The following is a 20020-nucleotide window of genomic DNA, read 5'->3' as shown; positions in this document are numbered from 1 at the left end:
CAGGGCCACCGACATCGCGGTGAGCAGGGTGATCGCGGCGAAGACGAGGGAGCTCTGCAGCTGTGGGACGGCCTGGCGCATCACGTGGCCGAGCCCGTCCGTGGAGCCGGAGTACTCGCCGAACACCGCGGCCGTCGCCGCGTAGGCCGCGGACAGCCGCAGGCCGGTGAACATCGAGGGGAGCGCCGACGGGAACTCGACCCGCAGGAAGATCGACCAGCGGTTGCCGTACAGGGTGCGCATCATCCGGGTGAGCTGCGGGTCGACCGCCGCCAGCCCGTCCAGCGTGCCGACGACGATCGGGAAGAAGCACAGCAGCGCGACCAGGATGAGCTTCGGAGTGATCGAGTAGCCGAAGATGATCGCGAGAATCGGCGCGATCACCACGACCGGGATGGTCTGCGACCCGATCAGCAGCGGGTAGATCGCGCGGCGGGCGATCGCCGAGAAGTGCAGCGCGCAGGCGATCAGCAGCCCGGCGGCCACCGCGATGGCGAAGCCGACGACGACCTCCTTGAGCGTCACCCAGGTCGCGCTGGACAGGGTGCGGTCCCAGCGGTCGATCAGGGTGGTGATCACCTCGTCCGGCGCCGGCAGGATGTACTCCTCGACACCGAAGACGGAGGTGGCCAGCTTCCACGCGCCGAGCACGGCCAGAACGATCACGCCGGCCGGACCGTACTGGCGCAGCGACTCCTTGAGGCGGGTCACGTCAGCCCTCCAGGTGGGCCAGCAGGGCGTCACGCAGCCGGACGAACTCCGGCGTCGCGAGCAGCTCACGGCGGGAACCGGCGGGTGGCAGCTCGACCGGCAGCCGCGCGGCGACCCGGCCCGGGCGGCTGGACATCACCACCACCTCGTGGCTGAGCAGCAGCGCCTCCTCCACGTCGTGGGTGACCAGGACGACGGTGCGCGGCTCGGCGTCGAGGGTGTCGCGCAGCCAGTCCTGCACCCCGGCTCGGGTGATCGAGTCCAGCGCGCCGAACGGCTCGTCGAGCAGCAGCACCTCCTTGTCCGCGACGAGGGTGCGCAGGAAGGACACCCGCTGGCGCATGCCGCCGGACAGCTCGTAGGGCCGGCGATCCTCGAAGCCGGCCAGCCCGAAGCGGGCGAACAGAGGCCGCACCCGCTCCCGTGCCTCGCGCCGGGAGACGCCCCGGTTCTCCAGGGAGACGCAGGCGTTCGCGAGCACCGTGCGCCAGGGCAGGAGCAGATCCCGCTGCGGCATCCAGGCACACCGGGCGAGCCGGGCGGCCGGCGCGGTGTCACCGAGTACCTCGACGACGCCCTCGTCCGGGTTCTCCAGCCCGCTGACCATGCTCAGGACGGTCGACTTGCCGCAGCCGCTGGGGCCCACGATGCCCAGCCGGGTGTGCCGCGGCACGGCCAGGTCAAGCCCCGCCACCGCGACGACGTCGCCGTAGCGACGGGTGACGCCGGACAGACGGATGCCGTCGCCATGGACGGCCGCAGCCGTCTCACTGGGCCCCTGGGCCATGCCGCACCTCCTCCCGTGGCGATGAGATCTGAGATCTGATCTCAAAGGAACGACCAGATAGAACCTGCTTGACCCGTTACGGGTCAAGGCGCCGAGATGTCACCGCTGTAAACGTTTTCGCTGGTCAGCAGCGTGATTGACCGCTTCCCGACCGGCTGGTTACGCTTTTCGGGATCTGATATCTCATTTTCGGGAGCCGCCCGTGAAGGCCGATCTGCTCGCATCCGTGCGCACCTTCGTCGCCACCGAGCACCAGCTCTTTGTCGGCGGCGAGCCACGCCCGGCACACGGCGGCGCCCGGTTCGACGTCCAGGACCCGGCCAGCGGTGCGGTGCTGACGACGGTCGCGCGCGCCGGCGCCGCGGACGTCGACGACGCGGTCGCCGCCGCCCGGGCCGCCCTGCCCGGCTGGCGAAGGCTGCCCGCAGGAGAGCGCGGCCGCCTGCTGTGGGAGCTCGGCAACCGCATCGAGGCACTCGCCGCGGAGTTCCTCCAGCTGGAGGCCCTCGACAACGGGAAGCCGACCGGCGAGGCCGCGGCCGTGGACGTGCCCCTGACGGCGAACGGCTTCCGCTACTTCGGCGGGCTCGCGACCAAGATCGAGGGCGTCACCATCCCGACATACGGCGGCCTGCCCGTGCACGTCAGCACCCGCCGGGAGCCCGTCGGCGTCGTCGCGGCGATCATCCCGTGGAACTTCCCCCTGCTGAACTGCGCCTACAAGCTCGCGCCCGCGCTGGCCGCCGGCAACACCGTCGTACTCAAGCCGGCCGAGCAGACCCCGCTCTCCGCGCTGCGGCTGGCCCAGCTCGCCGCCGAGGTCGGCTTTCCCCCCGGTGTCCTCAACGTGCTGACCGGCTTCGGGCCGGAGGCCGGAGCCCCGCTGGCCGCCCACCCGGACGTCGACAAGATCACCTTCACCGGGGAGAACTCGACCGGCCGCAGCATTCTGGCCGCGTCCGGCGGGACGATGAAACGGGTCTCGCTGGAGCTCGGCGGCAAGTCACCGAGTCTCGTCTTCGCCGACGCCGACCTCGACGCCGCGGTCGAGGGCACCTTCGGCGCCGTCTACTTCAACCAGGGGCAGTGCTGCGTCGCCGGCGCGCGGATCTTCGTCCAGCGCCCCGTGTACGACGCGTTCGTCGAGGCGCTCGCCGCCCGTGTCCACCAGGTCCGGCTCGGCTCCGGGCTCGACCCGGCGACGACCATGGGCCCGCTGGTCAGCGCGTCGCAGCGGGACCGCGTGCTCGGGCTGGTCCGGTCCGGCCTCGCCGCCGGGGCGAAGCCGGTCGTCGGCGGCGCCACCGACCCGGCCGAGGTCGACGGCTGCCCGGGCGGCTACTTCGTCGAACCGACCCTGTTCGTCGACGCGCCGCCGGACAGCGACATCATGCGGCGGGAGATCTTCGGGCCCGTCGGCATGGTCGCCCCCTTCGACACCGAGCAGGAGGCGGTGGCGCTCGCCAACGACACGGAGTTCGGGCTGGCCGCCGGGGTGTGGACGCGCGACGTCGGCCGCGCCCACCGGGTGAGCGACGAGATCCGGGCCGGCGTTGTCTGGGTGAACATCTACGGCTGGTTCGACGTCGCCGTGCCGTTCGGCGGGTTCCGGGCCAGCGGATACGGCAAGGAACACGGGATCGAGGCACTCGACGCCTACCTGCAGACCAAGGCCGTCTGGATGGGCCTGTCTTGACCGGCTCGCCGCGCCCGAGGGATCCGCGGGGCCAGCGGGATCTACGGGACCAGCGGGACCTGCCGGACCAGCGGGACCTGCCGCTCGCCGAGTTCCTGCGCGGGCGGGCCGGCGCGGTGTGGGCGACGCTGCTCGACCATCCGTTCCCCGCCGAGATGGCCGCCGGCACGCTCCCGCCGGCGAAGTTCCGCTTCTACATCGACCAGAACCTGCTGTATCTGCCGGAGTACGCCCGGGTGCTGGCCGCGGGTGCCGCCGTCGCCCGGGACGACGCCGAGCTGCGCCGTTTCAGCTCGGCGCTGGTGAACATCACCGACACCGAGATCCCGCAGAACGAGCGGCTGCGCGCCGCGATCGCCCGGCTGGGCGCCGGCCCGTCGGCCCACCACGACGTGCTGGCGCCGGCCGCGCAGGCGTACGTCGCGTACCTGGCGATGGTCGCGGCCCGTTTCGGGCCGGCGGAGATCTTCGCCGCGATCCTCCCCTGTGCCTGGTCCTACGGCCAGATCGGGCGCCGGCTGAGCCCGTCGTCGGTCGACCACCCGGTCTACGCCGACTGGATCCGCTTCTGGTCCACCGACGAGGCCACCGCCTACGAGGCCGAACTGCTCGCGCACGCGAACACGCTGGACGACCGGCCCGACCGGCCCGACCGTGAACGCCTGGCGACGATCTTCCTGACCGCGGCCCGCTTCGAGCGGGCCTTCTGGGACATGGCCTACCACACCGAGCACTGGGCGGACCTGCCTTGACGATCCTCAGCCCCACCCCGGCCGGCGCCCCGCCCCGGCCGGCGGCGCAGCCCCAACCGGCGGCGCCGTCCTGAGCGGCGGCCTCGCCGAGGTGGCGGATGGGCGCGACCCGGACGCGGGCCTGCTGACCACCGCGCAGCGCGAGGAGTACGACGCGGCCTGGCTGGCCGCGGCCCGGCGCAGCTGGCATCCGGTGGCCCGTGGGCAGGACGTCCCGGTGGGCCGGCCGGTCCCGGTCACCCTGCTCGGCTCGGAGCTGGTGCTGTGGCGCCGGGCGGACGGGCAGCTCGGCCTGCTGGCTGGGAGCTGCGTGCACCGCGGAACCCGGCTCGCCGACGGCACGGTCACCGCCGCCGGCGACCTGCGCTGCCCCTACCATGGCTGGGAGTTCCGGGCGGACGGCTCCTGCGCGCTGGTCCCCCAGCTCGGCTCCGACCGGGTTCCGGCCCGGATCCGCCAGCCCGCGGCCCAGGTCGACGAGCACGCCGGCCTGGTCTGGGCCTGCCTGGCCCCGCCCGGCGAGGAGGCGACCGCGCGGCCGACGCTGCCGGAGGCGGACCTCCCCGGCTTCCGCCGGCACGTCGGCGCGCCTATCCGCTGGCGGGCTCAGGCGAGCCGGCACATCGAGAACTTCTGCGACATCGCGCACTTCTCGATCCTGCACACGTCGTCGTTCGGCAACCCCGACGTGCTCGGGGTGGACCGCTACAGCGTGCGGCGCACCGAGACCGGCCAGCTGCTGCTGCGCTACGTCTACCCCGGGCGCGACTATCTGTCCGGCACCGCCGGACAGCTCGGGCCCGAGATGCTGATCACCTTGAACTACGAGGTCCAGCTGCCGTTCGCGGTCACCCTGCGGGAGATCAACGGTCCGGGCACCCTGGTGTTCACCGCGCTGTGCCCGGTCGACGCCACCAGCTGCGTCGTGTTCTGGCTGTCGGCCCGCACGGACGGCGTCGAACTGGACGGGCCGCGGGTCGAGCGGGCCGAGACCGAGATCCTGGAGGAGGACCGCCTGATCGTGGAGCGCCAGCGCCCGGCCCGGATGCCGCTGGCCCGCGGCGGTGAGGCGCACCTGCGGTTCGACCGCTTCTCCGTCGCCTACCGTGAGTCGCTCACCGCACTCGGCTATCCGGATCCGCCGCGCCCGCTGAGCGGGTTGGAGTAGGCCTGGGCGGGTCAGAGCAGGCGGGTTCCTGGGCACCGTCGCCGCGGGGGTCCGCGTCCGAACGGCCGATGCGCCTATCTCGCCAACGCGAGATCACGCCTGTCGTTCAGGATCGCGCTCTGCAGCTGACGCATGGTCTCGCTCGGCTCGAGCCCGAGCTCCTCCCGCATGAGATGGCGTGCGCGCTGGAACTCGCTCAACGCCTCGGCCCGCCGGCCCGACAGATGAAGGGCCAGCATCAGCAGTTCCCGGAACGCCTCGTGGAACGGATGCTCGTCGATCCAGTGGGTGAGATCAGACACCACCTCCCGGTGACGTCCGATCCGGAGCGAACAGCGGGCGATCGACTCCAGGCATTCCAGCCGCATTTCCTCGGCCCACCGCATGAAGGTGCTCACGATGGCGCCGTCCGGCACCCCGGCGAGCACCGGCCCACGGAAGAGCGCCGCCGCCGCGGTAAAGCTGACGAATGCTCGCTCCGGGTTCTCGGCCAGATCGGCGCGCCCACGGGCGTGTAGCCGCTGCAGATCGTAGACGTCGGTGAGCGAGTCATCCACCCGCAGGACATATCCGTGTGGGTGCGTGGCGATGACCGCGCCGCGACTTTCCGGCCCGGTGCATATCTTACGAAGCTGTGAAACGTATACATGCAGACTGGCACGGACCCGGTTGGGGCGGTCCTCCCCCCAGATCTCGCTTATGATCTCCTCGACGGAGACCGGGCGATTCGCCCTGATGAGCAGCGTGGCGAGCAGGATCTCGACTTTCGGCGCGCTGATGCTCCGAGGACATTCATTCCTGATTTGGAGAGGCCCGAGCAACTCGTATCGTGTGGCTTCCACAGTCGGTCCTCCACGGGCTGGGAGACGGACCGGTGTCCGCTTCGCCTGGCGCCCGCCATTCTCACCAGGCGGACGAGCCGGGCACATCAGCGGAAGCGCGTATCTTCTCGAACCGACGCGGTACGTACTGGCCTCGTGGCCGGCTTCCGGGCGCCTTCGGCAGCCACGATGACCTCGACCGCCACACACCGTCACGGGTCGGCGACACATATTCGACAGCCAGTGGATCACATCCTCCGATCCCACAGCACGGCACCCATATCCAACCTCGCACGGACAGCGGGAGAACGAGCCGGGACGGACCGCGACAGTTGACAGTGTCAAGAGGACGTCCGTAAAATATCGCAGTGCTTCACAGCCCGTCCCGCCGCGCCCACATTGACTTCGCCCGGGTGTCCAGCGCTTTGTGTCCGTAGGCCCGACCGGCCAGATCTCCAACATCGAGACACCGCTGCTTTCTGGTTCAGTGGGCGGCCTTCCCGGCAGCCGGGCCATATGCAGGTCCGCACTGGCATATGACCGCCGCTAAAACGTGGCCAACGCGTCACCACGCGCGGCGGCCCAACGCGTCCGGGGACAAGGGGAATGCCAGATGGAGTCGCCGCTCCACGCCATGACGCCCTGCGCACCCGCGCACACCAATCAACCCGAGTTCACGCAACCCGAGTTCAGCGTTGTACGGACGGCTGAGCTTCAGACATTGCAGACACTGGTGTGTGAGCCCGGTCGCACGGGCAGGATGATCGCGGTCGTCGGTGACCCGGGATCGGGGAAGACGCATCTGCTGGCCGCTCTGGTACGCCACCGCCGCTCCAGCGGGCTCCCCGCCACGGTCTACCGCTACTCCCCCGGCGACGAACCGGAGCCGTTCAGCCCGCTGCGGTCCGCGCTGTCTCCGGTTCCACCGCCCCGCGCACCGGATCTGCCGGCCGCGGACATCTCCCGGCCGGGGCCCCGCCCCTCCGGCCGGGGCCTGTTGGTCCTGGAGGACGCCCACCTCGCGAGCAGCGAGACGATCCGGGAGCTGACCGCGATCGCCACGGGGAGGAAGCATCCCCGGTGGGACGTGATCGTCTCGCTGCGGCCCCGCCAGACCCCGTTCGAGCTGGCGGAGGCGATTTCGCTCGGCGTCACCTTCGGCCACTCCAGCCGCATCGAGCTGGCGCCGTTGACCGACGAGCAGGTCGTCGCCCTGCTTTCGCGGCCGCTGACACAGGAGATCCGCCGCGGCGACCGCAATCCCTTCAACCTCCGCGCGCTGCTGGCGCTCAGGCAGAGCTGGCAGCACGGCCGGGACGCGGTCGTCGCGCCCTTCGACTTCGCCGCGCTGCTCGAGACCCAGGGCCTGAGCGCGTCGGAACACCGCGTGCTGCAGGCCTCCGTGGTGCTGCGGGAGCATTTCGACGTCGAGCTGCTCTCAACGGTCGCCGAGCTCGACCAGTCGCAGGTCTCCACGGCGGTACGGGCGCTGGTGCGGCGCGACCTGCTGCGACCGGACGGCGTCGGGCAGGGCTTCTCCATCCGCAACGACGTCCTCGGCACTCTCCTGCACCGGTCGATCGACCCCATCTGGGCGGCGAACGCCCACCGGCGCGCCATCAGCGGCCTCGCCGGCCGGGGTCCGACCAGCCGGGAGCTCGGATTCCACCTCGTCCACTCGCTCCTCCGCGCACGCCCCGAGGAACTCGCGCAGATCGTCGCCGCGGCCTGGGACGTCATGGAGTCCGACGTCTCGGAATCCATCTCGTGGCTCACCACCGTCACCGAACGGACCTCCCCCACCAGCGCGACAGGACGACAGGCCCGACTCGCCCTGGTCGCCGCGCTCGGAATCTCCGGGCGCATGGCTGAAAGCCGCGACCTGCTCTTCGACATCCGCCGGCATCAGGAGGATCTCCACGAGGCAGGCTGGGCCGACCAGGTTGCCTTCGTCTGCGTGGCGGAGGGCATTGCCAGCCACGATGTCCAGACTCTCGGCCTCCTCGGCGAACAGCTGGACCTGCCCGCGGCGCGTTCGTCGATCGTCTGGCCCCGGATGGTGTTCGTCCATGGCCTGCGCCTGACGATGATGGTCGGAGAATACGACCGCCGGCTCATCGACGCCGCGATCGAGGCCGCCCGGCGCAACGGTGCGGACCCGGACGTCTGCGGGCTGCTTGCCATCCGGGCGCTCGCCTCGATACGGGCGAAGGATTTCGACTCCGCTCTCATGGACGTGTCCGCCGCCGGGGAGGCTCTTTCCCGATGGTCCGAGCGGCTGGTCAGCCAACGGCTGGAGTACGTCTTCGCGGTCGGCCTCGCCAATCTCTATCTGGGCCGGTGGTCGGATGCCCGCCAGCAGCTGCAACGCGGGGTGGCAACGGCGTACCGGACACAGCGGACCTTCATCCTGCCGAGCCTGCTGGTACTGCTCAGTGAGGCCGAACGCAACCTCGGGCTGCTCCACCAGGCGCGCGAGTCGGCGCGGGCGGCGCACCACGAGGCCGGATCCAGCTCCGCGCTTCGGTGGCCCCAGGCACTGGCACTGCAGTCGCTCGGCGAGGTGTGGCTGCAGCCGCCGGGCAGCGGGCGAGCACGGGCACTGGCGACCCGGGCGCTGTCCGGGCATCCGTCGGGGCCGCAGGTGCCGGTCCGCGGTGACATCAACGGCAGCGCGTCGATGGCGGTCCTGGCCCTGGCGCTGTCGACCTGGCTCGACGGCGATCCCCAGCACTGCGTGACGTTGCTGCTCAACGAGGGCAAGGGGCCGCAGCTGACGGGACTGCCCCGGTTGCAGCGCGGGAGGGGCTGGGAGCTGCTGTGCGCGGCCGGACTCGACGCCGGGCTGCCCATCGCCGACTGGGCGGCACGCAACGAGGAGCACGCACGCTCGGTGTCGCTGCCCTGCCACCAGGCCTTCGCCCTCCTTTCTCGCGGCCATGTGCTGCGTGCGTCCGGCCGGACCGCTGACGCCGCCGAGTGCTACCTGGACGCGGCCACGCTGTTCGCCTCGGCCAGCATGGCGATCGACCAGTGCTACTCCCTCGGGCTCGCGGCCGCGGAGCTGCGTGCGCTGGGCCGCGTCACGCAGGCCGCGGACCTCACCGACCTGGCAGTGGAGATCGCCGGACGCCGCGACGCGCTCACCCTGCTGCACTGGCTGAACCGACAGGACGACCGGCCCGGCCGGACCCGGCAACCGCAACCGGCCCCCGCCGAACCCGAGATACTCGATGTGCTCACCCGCCGCGAGCGCGAGATAGCCTTCCTCATCTCGTCGGGACTGAAACGGCGGGAGATCGCCGAACAACTGACGATAAGCATCAGAACCGTCGACGTCCATCTGACCCGGATCTACCGGAAAACCGGTCTGAGTTCGATGGTGGAACTGGCTCTCGCGGTCACTCGGCCCACCGGAGCTACTCGCAATGCCATCGGAGCCGGTCAGGGGAGGATTTCGGGCTGAGGCCCACGAGGCGATCCAGAACACCGCGCAGCTGGCTTCCTGACGCCGCAGAACCACGGATTTCTCGATCAGAGCGACGCGGCTGCCTTGGCAAGCAGCTCGTAGGAGCGGATTCGGTTGTTTAGCCCGGGAATCTGCGAGAGGGCGAAGAACTCGTCTGCTCGGGATTCACGCACCAGCGCCTCGAATCTGGGGGCCACGGTGGCCAGCGAGCCCACAAGCTGTGGGTCGATCCGATCACGGCGGAAGGATTCCTCCACCTCGCCGAACCGGTACCGCCGGGCCTCCTCCTCGGTCGGCAGCAGGGTTTCGGGGTCGGTCGTGCGCATGAGGAGCTGGCCGAGGACGAACGCGTCGGCCAGAGAGTGCGCACGCTCGTCCGTGTCGGCGAGCACCACGATGGCGGCCACCGCACCGCGCGGATGCTCCAGGTGCACCGACGGCCGGAACGCCCTGCGGTAGGCATCCAACGCGACGGGCGCCAGCCCGGGCACGATCGCGTGCGCGTAGACGTACGGCAGCCCGCGGCTACCCGCGAAGGTGGCGCTGCTCGGGCTGGAGCCGACCAGCCAGAACTCGGGTGCGACCGCCGGTTCGGGAATCGCGCGGACCTGCGGAGCGCCCCTGCCGTGGAAGTATCCGACGAGCTCGTCGAGCTGGGTTGGGAACGCGCGCTGACGCGGGTCACCGAGCCGTGCGCCCGCCGCGGCCGACCCGCCCACGGCGCGGCCGACTCCGAGGTCGACCCGCCCCGGGTACAGGGACCCGAGCACGCCGAACTGTTCCGCCACGGCGAGCGGCGCGTGGTTGGGCAGCAGCACCGCACCGGAACCGACCCGGATCGTGCCGGTGGCGGCAAGGATCTGGCCGGCGAGCACGGCGGGCGCCGAGGTGGCGAGCGCGGGCGTGCTGTGATGTTCGGCGACCCAGTACCTGCGGTAGCCCAGTGCCTCGACGGCACGGGCGAGGTCCAGGGTCTCGCGCAGCGCGTCAGCGGCCGTTCCGGAACGCCACACCGGCACCGTGTCATGCACCGAGACGAAGGATGGTTCGACCATCGGATTCCTTCCTGAGCTGGACGGTCTGATGACCAGGTGGCGGTGCCGGGTGGCTGGCCGTGTCAGTCCGCGGCCGGTGCCGCGGCGCCCGCGATGGTGCGTGTCCGGGTCGTGAGCCGCCATGTGCCGTCGGCGCCGCGGTCCAGCCGGTCGTCATAGCGGCCGAATCCTGTCACCGCATAGCCCCCCGCACCGGTGACCTTGACGTTGACGACGTCGGTCAGGGCGTGCGCGCTCGTGCCGGTGACCGTGATCGCGGATTTCCCGAGCAGGTGCACAGCGCGCCAGCCGTCGTCGGGAACCTTGCTGATCTCCGCCCGGATTGCCTCCCGGCCGTACAGGGTGCCGCCTGGAGCGGCCAGGACCGTGTCGTCGGCCAGGTATGCCGCGATCCACTCCTCGTGGCGATGGCGGTCGTAGAGCTGAACGAGCCGGGCGATGAGCCGGCGGATCTGCTCGGCGTCCCGCTCGGTGTCATGTTCGGGGTCACGGCCGACCTCGACGTCACTCATGGTGGTCTCCTCCGTCTCTCCCGTCCCCTTCGGTCGCCGGCTGACCGGCCTGTGGCGCGGCCGGGGGCAGCAGCGGGATGGGAATCCGCCGCGCGAACGCCCAGCCGTCGGCACCGGCGCGGATCAGCTCGTCCTCCAGGCGGACCACCGACGTGATCACGAAGTCGCCCGCCGGCTCCAGCCGCACGGTGAAGCCGTCGGTCCAGGCGTGGGCGACGGGCCCGTCGACCTCGACGACGGGGATGCTCTGGAAGTGGACCTGCAGGCACTCGCCGCGGTGGTCGCCCTCGGCCAGGGCGACCCGCGCGAGCACGGTCTCGACGTCCTGGAGGTCACTCATTCGCGCTCCCGGCCGCAAGAAGGTCCTGCGCGTCCTGCGCACGAGCCGGCTGGCTCGCGGTGAGCGGCAGGTGGTTGACCAGGCGGGCGGTGAACCGCCATCTTCCGTCGGCTGCGCGGACGAAATCGTCCTCGTACCTGCCCGCGGCGGCGACCTCGTACCGTTGGCCGGCGATGCCGGCGGTGTCGGCGATGCCGGCGATGTCGGCGGTGTCGGCGATGTCGGCGGTGTCGGCGGTGGTCCGGGCCGACCCGGCTTCGGCCGGCTGGCTGTCCGCCAACCGCACCAGCGCGAAGTCGGTGGCCGCGTGAGCCCGCTCCCCGGCGACGTCGATCACCGGTTCGCTCAGGAAGTGCGTGGCGCGCCAGTCTCCGGACGCCGCGGCGCGGAAGTACGCCAGGACTTCGTCGCGGCCCTGGTAGGAACCGTCGCCCCCCGGCGACGGATCGTCCACCACCTGGTAGGCGAAGTCGTCGATGACGAACTGGTCGATCCACTGCTCGTGGCGCTCGCGGTCACACAGGTGCGCGCACCGCGCGATGAGTGTCCGTATATCCCCGATATCGGTCATGGGTCTCCTTGCAGATCGGGACGGGTCCTTGTCGAGGTGGCGCGGTTCACCGGCGCGGGACGGGCGGGCTTTCGAAGGCCTGGGAGATCCGGTTGAGGGCCAGTACGGTCAGCACGACTGCCAGGCCGGGCGCGGCTGTCATCCACCAGGCGGTGTCCAGGTAGCCGCGGCCGTCCGCGATGAGCGCACCCCATTCCGGGCTGGGAGGCTGGGCGCCGAAGCCGAGGAATCCCAACGCGGACACCGCCAGAATCGCCCCCCCGAACTCCAGGGCGGCCAGCGCGAACACAGCGCCTCCGGTGTGGGGCAGAACGTGCCGGCGCAGCACCGTCAGATGCCGTGCGCCCGCGGCGAGGGCGGCCTCGACATAGGCCTGCTCACGCACCCGCATCACCTCCGCGCGCACGAGCCGGGCGAAGGCGGCGATCGAGCTCGTGCCGACCGCGAAGGCCGTCTGGGCGGGGCCGAAGCCAAACGCGGTCACCAGCGTCGTCGCCAGGAGAAGTGACGGCACGGCGAGCAGCACGTCGACCGCCCGCATGATCGCCGCGTCGAGCGGCCCACCGGCGAAGCCCGCGACCAGACCGACGAGCGAGCCGCCGACCAGACCGACCAGAACAGCGATGACCGCGCAGGAGAGGGACAGTCCCGCCCCGTGCACGACCCGCGCGAAAAGATCGCGGCCGAGCTGGTCGGTCCCGAACAGGTGGGCGCTGTCGGGAGGGTGCAGCTTCGCGGCGGGCCGGACCTGCAACGGGTCCGACCCGGTGAAAGCACCGGGGGCCAGCGCAGCCGCCACGGCCACCGCGACGACGACGGCGGACGCCGCGAGCATCGGCTGACGCAGGAGGCCACCACCGATCTCCCGGCCCCGCCGGACCATGCCGGCCCGGTGCCGCTCGCCCAGCGCCTCGCCCACGGTCATCGTCCCGCTCATCCGTTCCTCGGTCCGGCCAGCGTGACCCGCGGGTCGAGGAGGTGGTGGGCCAGATCGGCCAGCAGGTTGACGGTGACGAACACGATCGCGAACAGGACGACCAGAGCCTGCACGACAGGGATGTCCTTCGAGGTCACGGCGGTCTCGACCACCCTGCCGAGGCCGGGGCGGGAGAACACCGTCTCCACCACGACCGACCCTGCGAGCAGGTTGCCGACCAGTACCCCGGCGACCGCCAGCACCGGCGGCAGCGCGTTGCGCAGAGCGTGGTGCAGGTGGATGCGCCAACGGCCGAGGCCCTTCGCCCGCGCGGTCGTCACATGGGGATCGGCCAGCACACGCGAAAGGCTCTGCGCCAGCATCCGCGAGAGGAACGCGGCCGTGGGCACAGCCAACGTGACGGTGGGCAGGACCAGGCCCCGCGGCCCGTCGTCACCGAAGGCAGGCAGCACGTGCCAGCGGAAGGACAGCACCTGCAGGAGGACCAGGCCGATCCAGAACGACGGGACGGCCACCCCGAGTGCCGGCAGGAGCAGCACCAGGCGCTGCATCCAGCGAACGCGGGTGAGGGTGGCCCAGAGCGCCAGCGCCCATCCGACGGTCACGGCGAGAACGATCGCGGCACCGGCGAGCGCGACCGTCGGCGCCACGGCGCCGGCGATGATGTCCAGGGCCGGCTGGCCCCGCTGCAGCGACCGGCCGAAGTCCAGGTGAACGGCATGCCACAGGTTCGTCAGATACTGGGCAGGAGGCGACTGGTCGACCCCGAACTCCGCTCTCAGCTCGGCTATCTGCTCCGACGTCACCGAGATGACGCCGCCGTTGCTCACCATCATCTCGACCGGATCCCCGGGGACGAGATAGAGAACGACGAAGGAGAACGTGTATGCCGCCCACACCACGAACACCGAATGCGCCAGCCGGGTGGCCAGGTAACGCCCGTTCACGCCGCCCCTGCCAAGTGCGGGTGCGGGTGCGGGTGCGGGTGCGGGTGCGACCAGCTCAGCCATTCTCGAGCCAGGTGTCGTAGAGAAACAGGTTGGCGGAGGCGGTGAAGGAGAACCCGCGGACGTTTTTCGCCAGTCCCACCACAGCCGGAATCTCGTACACCGGCACGGTGATGCCGTCGTCGACGGCGAGGTGCTGTGCTTCGCCGACCACCCGCCGGCGCTCGGCCTCGTCCACGGTCGACGCCTGCAGCGCCAGGTCGGCGTTGAGGCGGGCCGCGGGAGAACCGGGCTTCGGCGGGATGACCGGCCCAGGCAGCACGATCTTGGCCCGAAGGATGTCGGGATCGGTCCGGAAGGCCCCGGCTCCCCAGGCGTAGTCCCCGACTCCGCGTTGCATCGCCGGGAAGGCCTGCCCGGTCACGAACTGCCGCAGCTTCAGTTCGATGCCCACCTCACGGACCTGCTGCTGGATCAGCTCCAGCACCTCCTGGTCAGGACCGCCGTTGGTCGTCCAGGCGACCTCCAGGGTCAGCCGCTGGCCGTTGCGCTGCCGGATTCCGTCCGACCCAGCCCTCCAGCCCGCGACGTCGAGCAGTTTCCCGGCTCCGGCCGGATCGAACTCGAGGGAGGAGCCGAGATCGACATACCCCGGCGTCGAGGCTGCCAGGATGCTCGTCGCGACCTTGTAGTCGTCGCTGAGCACCGTGCTGACGACCTCCGCCCGGTTGACCGCCTTCACCACGGCCTGCCGGACAGCCGAGTCGTCGATTGCCGGCCGGGAGACGAACGGATTCAGGGACAGGCATGCGACCACCCCAGGGATGATCTTCGTCGCCACGGTCAGGCCAGCCTGTCGGGCCTGGACGGCAGCCTGTACCGGAAGCGCGGTCACGCCGCTGACCTGGCCAGATCTGAGCGCGCCGGAGCGCACGCCTTCGTCGGGCACGATGGAGTAGGTGATCGTCTCCAGGTAGGCGTCACCGGTGTGCCCGGCGATCGCCGGCGCCCAGCGGTACCCGTCCCGCCGATGCACCGTGACGGACTGCCGGGGCACGTAGGAGTCCAGCACGAACGGCCCTGACCCGATGATCCCGGAGACACATCGGTCCGCCAGCGGGCGGGCAAGGGTGGCCGAGGAGAGCAGCCCCAGATTCACCGTGGACGTCGCCTGCAGGAACTGCGCGTTGGGCCGGCTGAAGCGCACCCTGGCGGTGAGCGGGTCGACGACGTCCGTCCCGAGGTAGCCGGCGAGGTAGCTCCCCGCCAGCGGGGCCCGCCCGCCCGCCTTGACGACCGCGTCGAAGTTCTCGCGCACCGTGGTCGCGCTCAGCGCCGAACCATCGCTGAAGGTGACGCCCGGCCGCAGGTGGAACGTGAACGCCGAGGCGTCCGGGCTGACCTCCCACGAACTCGCGAGCCACGGCACCATCGCGTTCGTCTTCGGGTCCTGCGCGGTCAGCGAGTCGACGATCGACCGCTCGATGTTGATCGCGTCGGCGATACCCGACTGCGAAGGGTCGAGGCAGACCGGATCGACACCGAGGCCGAGGCGCAGACTCCCTCCGGAGCGCGGCTGCCCGTCTCCCCCGGCAGGCGCCCGTGCACCACTGCCACCGCACCCGCTGAGACCGAGCCCGAGCGCGGCGGCCAGCCCTACAGAAAGCACACGAACAGACCAGGAACTGCGCTTTGCCACGAAGAAATCCCCCAGATCGTTCCGCCGGATCGACGGACCATGAAAACAGGGCAGAATTCAGCCGCTCCCCAGGTCCGACCACATTTCGATCGCAACCTTCCGCACGACTTCGGGAATTCTCTCGAACCGCGCTGAAGCGCAGCTAAAAGGGCGTGGCGCCACACTCACGACGTCAGCCCGCACGGACGGGGTGGAGCTCGACGGGCCGGGCCGCGGGTGAAGCGGGCCGAGACCGAGATCCTGGCGGAGGACCGGCTGATCGTGGAGCACCAGCGCCCGGCCCGGATGCCACTGGCCCGCCCGCCGTCATCCGGATTCCGCCACGCCGACGAACAGCTGGACCGGCCCACGCGAGAAAGGAACTATCGTTCCGGCGTGGGCGTGTTCGCTGCCCACGATCTGACCTGCCCCGAAAAGGAGACCCACGTGGCCCCTGTCCCGACCGGCCGTGTCACCGGGCAGGGCGATCGTTGCCTCCTCGTCCTCACCCGCACGTTCCAGGCTCCGTTGCGGGAGCTGTGGGCCGCGGTCACCGAACCTGAGCGGCTTGCCCGCTGGATCGGCACGTTCACCGGTGATCCGGCGTCAGGCCAGGTGAGCTTCCAGATGACGGCCGAGGAGGGCGCACCGGCCACGCAGGCCGAGATCCGTGAATGCACGCCCCCACACACCCTCCGCGTGCGCATTCATGCCGGAACGGAGCAGTGGTTGCTCGACCTCGAGCTCGCCGAGGCTGACGGCGTCACCACGCTGACCTTCTCCCAGCCGGGGCTCGACCCCGCCGCCGCGGAGAACGTCGGGCCTGGCTGGGAGTACTACCTGGACAGGCTGGTGGCCGCGGAGACCGGCGGCGAACCGGCCGCCGTCGACTTCGAGCGCGACTACTACCCGGCGATGCGGGACCACTACCAGCGGCAGGCCTCAGCGCTGAGCCCTCAGGCCTGAGGCCTGCCGGAGCTGAGGCCTGCCGGAGCTGAGGCCTGCCGGAGCTGAGGCCTGCCGGAGCTGAGGCCTGCCAGAAGAACGCCGGGTCAGCCGCCGGCGGGCAGGTCCGCGCAGGAGGACTCGTCCGGCAGCAGGGGGCGGAACGTGAGCCGCCACTTCGCACCCTCGGACGTCCACGGGGTGATGGCGTCCGCCGTGCGCGCCGCCGCCAGCACCTTCGTCGCGTCGCCACCGCCGGACGTCACGCAGCTCAGGCCGAGGCCTTCACCGTACGGTTCACCGGGCAGCGGCGGGCCGGGCCAGGGACGTGCCTCCCGGCTCATCGCACCTCCGCCGCCGCACAGGTAGGGCAGGTCACCGACGGGCGCACTGCCGGCGGGCGTGCCGACGCTGGGCATGCTGCCGCCGGGCGCACCGCCGTCCGATGACGGCGCGGGGCAGTTCGCGCCCCACGGCTCGGCGAACGCGACGACTGCGGTGGGGGTGTACTCCTCCGGTTCGCCGACCGCGCCCGCGCCCAGGGTGGCGGGCAGGTCGGTGAGCTCGGTGTACAGGCGCTGGGCGGCCTTGCGCGCGGACTGCTGGGCCGCGGTCAGCCCGGTGCCGTCCGCCTCGGTCAGCGCCGACACCTCCATCGTGCGCACACCGGCCGCGGTCCGGACGGTGAACCGGGTCGACGGGGCATCGGCGATCGGCGGCTGGCCGAAGTCCGGTTCGGTGCCGACACCGGCCGCGACCGCGCGGTCGACGAGCTTCTGGACGTCCGCAACCGAGATCCGCCGCAGCTGGAGGTTCGGCAACGCCGGGCCGGGCCACACCGCGGCCACCGGGCCCTCGGCGAGCACCCGGCCGTCGTGGTAGATCGCGACCAGCGGTAGCCGGGTGGCCAGCATCTCCGGTGTCACGAAGCCGCCGATCCAGTCCACCCGCACCGCCGTGGAGTCCGCATCGAGGCCGGTAGTGGCACCGGCGCCGGGGCTGTCGCGGGCCGGGGCGTCGGCGGGACCACCGCGAGCCGGCCCGCCGGCGGAAGCTCCGGTGCAGGCCGCGCTCGCCAGTGCGGTCACCAGCGCCAGGGGTAGGACGGCCGCCCTCAGACGTCCGCCGCGGAGCATTGTCATCGCCATGGCCTTTAGACGGCGCACTCCCCGATCCGGTTCACCGCCACCGCGCGTTCGTCCGGGGGCACCTTGCTGGGCGTCGCCGACTCCCTGCCGTCATCCGTCATCGGTACCTTCCGGCCTATGATCGGTGGGGATTCTATTTGCCTGCCAGTATCTTTCGGCGCAATCCGCTCGAGACGCGGGACCTCCGCACGTGACGCCAGTGCTGACCTGATGGCCGGGCCCGGGCAGGCCACCGCGGACGAAAGGCGGGCGACACCGCATGAAGCCCCTCGGCCCCGACGACCCGCGTACCGCGGGTGCCTACCGACTCGTCGGCGTTCTCGGGGCTGGCGGGATGGGCCGGGTGTACCTGGGCCGCAGCCCGGGTGGGCGCAACGTGGCCATCAAGGTGATCCGCCCGGAGTTCGCGGACCATCCGGAGTTCCGCGCCCGGTTCCGGCGTGAGGTCGAGGCCGCCCGGCGGGTCGGCGGCCGGTGGACCGCGCAGGTGATCGACGCGGACGCGGACGCCGAGCGGCCCTACCTCGTCACGGTGTACGTCCCGGGCCCGTCGTTGCTGGACGCCGTTCACCGGCACGGCCCACTGCCCGCCCCGACCGTGACGGCTCTGGGGGTCGGCCTCGCCGAAGCGCTGATCAGCATTCACGCCGCGGGGCTGGTACACCGCGATCTCAAACCCTCGAACGTGCTGCTCACCGTCGACGGCCCGACGGTGATCGATTTCGGGATCGCCCGCGCGGTGGACTCGACAATTCTCACCCAGTCCGGCTCGATGATCGGCTCGCCGGCCTTCGTCTCCCCGGAGCAGATCACCGGCGCGGACATCGGGCCGGCCAGCGACGTGTTCGCGCTCGGCGGCGTGCTGGTCTTCGCCGCGACAGGCAGCGGGCCGTTCGCGGGCACCGGGACACCCGCCGTGCTGTACGGAATTCTCAACGGCGAGCCGCGGCTGGACGGCGTACCGGCCGAGCTCCGCGCAACTGTCGAGGCCTGCCTGCACAAGGCCCCGGCCCTGCGCCCGCGGCCCGCCGAGCTCAGGCGTGCCCTCCTGCCGGACGATCGTGCCGGTGGCGCGCTCTGGGCCCGCTGGCTACCGCCGGAGCTGGTCACCGGTCTGATCCGGCAGGCGGTCGACGTCCTCGACCTCGAAGGTTCCGGCGGCCGGCCCGAGTCCGTCCGCTCCGATGAGGCGGTGTCCCACGACGCCCCGTCGCACAGCACCGTCACCCACGCCCCGTCGCACAGCACCGCGTCGGCGGAGATCCCCGACCTGACAGCGCCGCCGGGGCAGGCCGGTCGGGACGGCCAGCGGCGCCTGCTGGCAGTCATCGCCGCCGTGGCCGCCATGTGCCTGGTGATCATCGTGACAGCCGTCGCGCTGATCGGCTCCCGCGGCTCCGGAGACGACGCGGAGATCGCCGACAAGGCCGGCACCAGGTCGCCCGCATCCCTCTCCGACAGCACAGGCCCCGGGGTCCGCAGGACGGCACCGGACGGATCGGGCCCCGCCGCGTCCCCGCCACGCCCCGGCCCGCTGCCCGCTGGCTACACCGGGACCTGGGAGGGGCGGGTCACCTCACATCTGGGCGTCACCCAACAGGTAGTGATCACCCTCCGGGCCGGCTCCGCCGGCGAGGTCGTCGGGCGTTCCGAGTTCACCCTCGACGGGCTGGGGGACCTGGTCATCTCTGGCTCGTCATCGGTGCGGTGCGTCGGTGACCTGGAACTCGTCGGTCTCTCCGACGGCGCGGCCGTCCCGGGAATCGTGCTGCGCGATGTCCCGGGCTCCGGCCCGAATCCGACCCTGTTGGGCCTGCGGATGTGCACGAGCGGCGGAACGAGCCGGCTGGCTCTGACCGGCGACGACGAGCTGACCTTCCAGTCCGACGAGGACGACGGCGGGCGCCCGGCCGGCACCCTGCGCCGCCGCGGCTGACCGACGGCGCCAGCTGCTCGGCCGGGGCTGAGGCTGGCGCGGGTAAGGCCTCGCGGGTAAGGCCTGGCCTCAGGCCTACAGGAGCTGGCCGCCGTCGACGGCATATTCGCTGCCGGTGATGAAGCTCGCGGCGGGTGAGGCGAGGAAGACGACGGCCTCGGCCACGTCCTGCGCGGTTCCGGCTGACGGACCGGCATCACCCTCATCAGTTAACAGTTTAGGCGCGCACTCCAGTGCGCTTGACCGATGTGTCGCGACACACGTACGCTTCCCCCGGACGGGTATCCACGAACAGGTGATGTGACACAGCTACTCGCGTCCCAGCCCGGACGCCCTGTGACGGTCGGGCGCCGGCGCCCGACGTACTCCCGTACGCGAGCGTGGGCGCCAGATGTAGGTCGGAGCCACACCCGCCCACAGCTGGCGGGGGATCCGGGAAATCCCTCAGAAAATGGCCGTGCCCCGGGCGGCATGCATGCAGAGGCGTGCCCGGGGCGTACGCCCACAACTCTACGCCACCCACGATGCCGACGCACCCACCTCGGGG

The 20020-nt window shown here is 71.3% G+C and carries 17 protein-coding genes and 2 pseudogenes; 6 read left to right on the top strand and 13 right to left on the bottom strand.

Annotated features, from left to right (window positions below):
• Both FREUN1FDRAFT_RS08255 and FREUN1FDRAFT_RS08250 read right to left on the bottom strand, forming a co-directional pair.
• Positions 1-711: ABC transporter permease (locus FREUN1FDRAFT_RS08255; protein ID WP_006539541.1), on the bottom strand; the 711-nt coding region annotated here is incomplete at its 3' end.
• A 1-nt stretch (position 712) separates the two neighbouring features.
• Entirely contained in the window at positions 713-1498 is a 786-nt protein-coding gene (locus FREUN1FDRAFT_RS08250) for an ABC transporter ATP-binding protein (RefSeq protein ID WP_006539540.1), read from the bottom strand.
• Between the two features lie 202 nt (positions 1499-1700).
• On the opposite strand from FREUN1FDRAFT_RS08250, the gene FREUN1FDRAFT_RS08245 reads away from it, so the two are divergent.
• From FREUN1FDRAFT_RS08245 to FREUN1FDRAFT_RS45005, 3 genes are all read left to right on the top strand, one after another.
• Positions 1701-3194, top strand: coding sequence for an aldehyde dehydrogenase (locus tag FREUN1FDRAFT_RS08245; RefSeq protein WP_006539539.1), 1494 nt, complete (start codon positions 1701-1703; stop codon positions 3192-3194).
• On the top strand, positions 3191-3946 hold the full coding sequence (tenA, locus tag FREUN1FDRAFT_RS08240) for a thiaminase II (protein WP_006539538.1): 756 nt from the start codon (positions 3191-3193) through the stop codon (positions 3944-3946). The genes FREUN1FDRAFT_RS08245 and tenA overlap by 4 nt, the downstream gene beginning before the upstream one ends.
• A gap of 91 nt (positions 3947-4037) precedes the next feature.
• Positions 4038-5114, top strand: a complete 1077-nt coding sequence (locus tag FREUN1FDRAFT_RS45005) for an aromatic ring-hydroxylating dioxygenase subunit alpha (protein WP_006539537.1) — start codon at positions 4038-4040, stop codon at positions 5112-5114.
• 74 nt (positions 5115-5188) lie between these two features.
• On the opposite strand, the gene FREUN1FDRAFT_RS46000 is transcribed toward FREUN1FDRAFT_RS45005, so the two are convergent.
• A complete protein-coding gene (locus tag FREUN1FDRAFT_RS46000; protein ID WP_232295095.1) occupies positions 5189-5671 on the bottom strand; it encodes an AfsR/SARP family transcriptional regulator in 483 nt (160 codons plus the stop codon).
• A 15-nt stretch (positions 5672-5686) separates the two neighbouring features.
• A pseudogene (locus FREUN1FDRAFT_RS45995) lies at positions 5687-6043 on the bottom strand (winged helix-turn-helix domain-containing protein); the annotation flags it as partial.
• 625 nt (positions 6044-6668) lie between these two features.
• On the opposite strand from FREUN1FDRAFT_RS45995, the gene FREUN1FDRAFT_RS08225 reads away from it, so the two are divergent.
• The gene (locus FREUN1FDRAFT_RS08225; RefSeq protein WP_232295094.1) at positions 6669-9401 is read left to right on the top strand and encodes a LuxR family transcriptional regulator; all 2733 of its coding nucleotides are present in this window, start codon (positions 6669-6671) and stop codon (positions 9399-9401) included.
• 68 nt (positions 9402-9469) lie between these two features.
• Here the strand turns inward: FREUN1FDRAFT_RS08225 and FREUN1FDRAFT_RS08220 are convergent, their stop codons facing one another.
• The 7 genes from FREUN1FDRAFT_RS08220 to FREUN1FDRAFT_RS08190 form a co-directional block, all read right to left on the bottom strand.
• Positions 9470-10459: an LLM class flavin-dependent oxidoreductase gene (locus FREUN1FDRAFT_RS08220; RefSeq protein ID WP_006539534.1), complete on the bottom strand. Its 990-nt coding sequence runs from the start codon at positions 10457-10459 to the stop codon at positions 9470-9472.
• Positions 10460-10521: 62 nt separating this feature from the next.
• A complete protein-coding gene (locus FREUN1FDRAFT_RS08215) occupies positions 10522-10971 on the bottom strand; it encodes a nuclear transport factor 2 family protein (RefSeq protein ID WP_006539533.1) in 450 nt (149 codons plus the stop codon).
• Positions 10964-11311: a nuclear transport factor 2 family protein gene (locus FREUN1FDRAFT_RS08210; RefSeq protein ID WP_006539532.1), complete on the bottom strand. Its 348-nt coding sequence runs from the start codon at positions 11309-11311 to the stop codon at positions 10964-10966. Before FREUN1FDRAFT_RS08210 ends, FREUN1FDRAFT_RS08215 begins: the two co-directional genes overlap by 8 nt.
• Positions 11304-11882 carry a nuclear transport factor 2 family protein gene (locus tag FREUN1FDRAFT_RS08205; protein WP_006539531.1) on the bottom strand — a complete coding sequence of 193 codons (579 nt, stop codon included), beginning with the start codon at positions 11880-11882 and terminating at the stop codon, positions 11304-11306. The genes FREUN1FDRAFT_RS08210 and FREUN1FDRAFT_RS08205 overlap by 8 nt, the downstream gene beginning before the upstream one ends.
• A gap of 46 nt (positions 11883-11928) precedes the next feature.
• Positions 11929-12819, bottom strand: a complete 891-nt coding sequence (locus FREUN1FDRAFT_RS08200) for an ABC transporter permease (protein WP_006539530.1) — start codon at positions 12817-12819, stop codon at positions 11929-11931.
• Entirely contained in the window at positions 12816-13829 is a 1014-nt protein-coding gene (locus tag FREUN1FDRAFT_RS08195; RefSeq protein ID WP_083828607.1) for an ABC transporter permease, read from the bottom strand. The genes FREUN1FDRAFT_RS08200 and FREUN1FDRAFT_RS08195 overlap by 4 nt, the downstream gene beginning before the upstream one ends.
• The gene (locus tag FREUN1FDRAFT_RS08190) at positions 13822-15465 is read right to left on the bottom strand and encodes an ABC transporter substrate-binding protein (RefSeq protein WP_006539528.1); all 1644 of its coding nucleotides are present in this window, start codon (positions 15463-15465) and stop codon (positions 13822-13824) included. The genes FREUN1FDRAFT_RS08195 and FREUN1FDRAFT_RS08190 overlap by 8 nt, the downstream gene beginning before the upstream one ends.
• A 216-nt stretch (positions 15466-15681) precedes the next feature.
• Between FREUN1FDRAFT_RS08190 and FREUN1FDRAFT_RS08185 the strand changes: the two genes are divergently transcribed.
• Entirely contained in the window at positions 15682-16410 is a 729-nt protein-coding gene (locus FREUN1FDRAFT_RS08185) for an SRPBCC family protein (protein ID WP_006539527.1), read from the top strand.
• An 86-nt stretch (positions 16411-16496) separates the two neighbouring features.
• Here FREUN1FDRAFT_RS08185 and FREUN1FDRAFT_RS08180 read toward each other — a convergent pair whose 3' ends face one another.
• The gene (locus FREUN1FDRAFT_RS08180) at positions 16497-17531 is read right to left on the bottom strand and encodes a hypothetical protein (RefSeq protein ID WP_006539526.1); all 1035 of its coding nucleotides are present in this window, start codon (positions 17529-17531) and stop codon (positions 16497-16499) included.
• A 265-nt stretch (positions 17532-17796) separates the two neighbouring features.
• On the opposite strand from FREUN1FDRAFT_RS08180, the gene FREUN1FDRAFT_RS08175 reads away from it, so the two are divergent.
• Positions 17797-19473, top strand: a complete 1677-nt coding sequence (locus tag FREUN1FDRAFT_RS08175; protein ID WP_006539524.1) for a serine/threonine-protein kinase — start codon at positions 17797-17799, stop codon at positions 19471-19473.
• A 75-nt stretch (positions 19474-19548) separates the two neighbouring features.
• Here FREUN1FDRAFT_RS08175 and FREUN1FDRAFT_RS43555 read toward each other — a convergent pair.
• Positions 19549-19656: pseudogene (locus FREUN1FDRAFT_RS43555) on the bottom strand (SDR family oxidoreductase); the annotation flags it as partial.
• Positions 19657-20020: the final 364 nt, after the last annotated feature.

This window comes from Parafrankia sp. EUN1f (assembly GCF_000177675.1).
Taxonomy (GTDB): domain Bacteria; phylum Actinomycetota; class Actinomycetes; order Frankiales; family Frankiaceae; genus Parafrankia.
The sequence above is the reverse complement of the archived record's forward strand: the minus strand, read 5'-3'. Positions and strand labels throughout refer to the sequence as shown.

Bases quoted from the DNA above. Each gene is read 5' to 3' on its own strand.
- FREUN1FDRAFT_RS08205 (WP_006539531.1), bottom strand. From the start codon at position 11,882: ATGACCGATATCGGGGATATACGGACACTCATCGCGCGGTGCGCGCAC.
- FREUN1FDRAFT_RS08210 (WP_006539532.1), bottom strand. From the start codon at position 11,311: ATGAGTGACCTCCAGGACGTCGAGACCGTGCTCGCGCGGGTCGCCCTG.
- FREUN1FDRAFT_RS08215 (WP_006539533.1), bottom strand. From the start codon at position 10,971: ATGAGTGACGTCGAGGTCGGCCGTGACCCCGAACATGACACCGAGCGG.
- FREUN1FDRAFT_RS08180 (WP_006539526.1), bottom strand. From the start codon at position 17,531: ATGACAATGCTCCGCGGCGGACGTCTGAGGGCGGCCGTCCTACCCCTG.
- FREUN1FDRAFT_RS08195 (WP_083828607.1), bottom strand. From the start codon at position 13,829: ATGGCTGAGCTGGTCGCACCCGCACCCGCACCCGCACCCGCACCCGCA.
- FREUN1FDRAFT_RS08200 (WP_006539530.1), bottom strand. From the start codon at position 12,819: ATGAGCGGGACGATGACCGTGGGCGAGGCGCTGGGCGAGCGGCACCGG.
- FREUN1FDRAFT_RS08250 (WP_006539540.1), bottom strand. From the start codon at position 1,498: ATGGCCCAGGGGCCCAGTGAGACGGCTGCGGCCGTCCATGGCGACGGC.
- FREUN1FDRAFT_RS08220 (WP_006539534.1), bottom strand. From the start codon at position 10,459: ATGGTCGAACCATCCTTCGTCTCGGTGCATGACACGGTGCCGGTGTGG.
- FREUN1FDRAFT_RS08175 (WP_006539524.1), top strand. From the start codon at position 17,797: ATGAAGCCCCTCGGCCCCGACGACCCGCGTACCGCGGGTGCCTACCGA.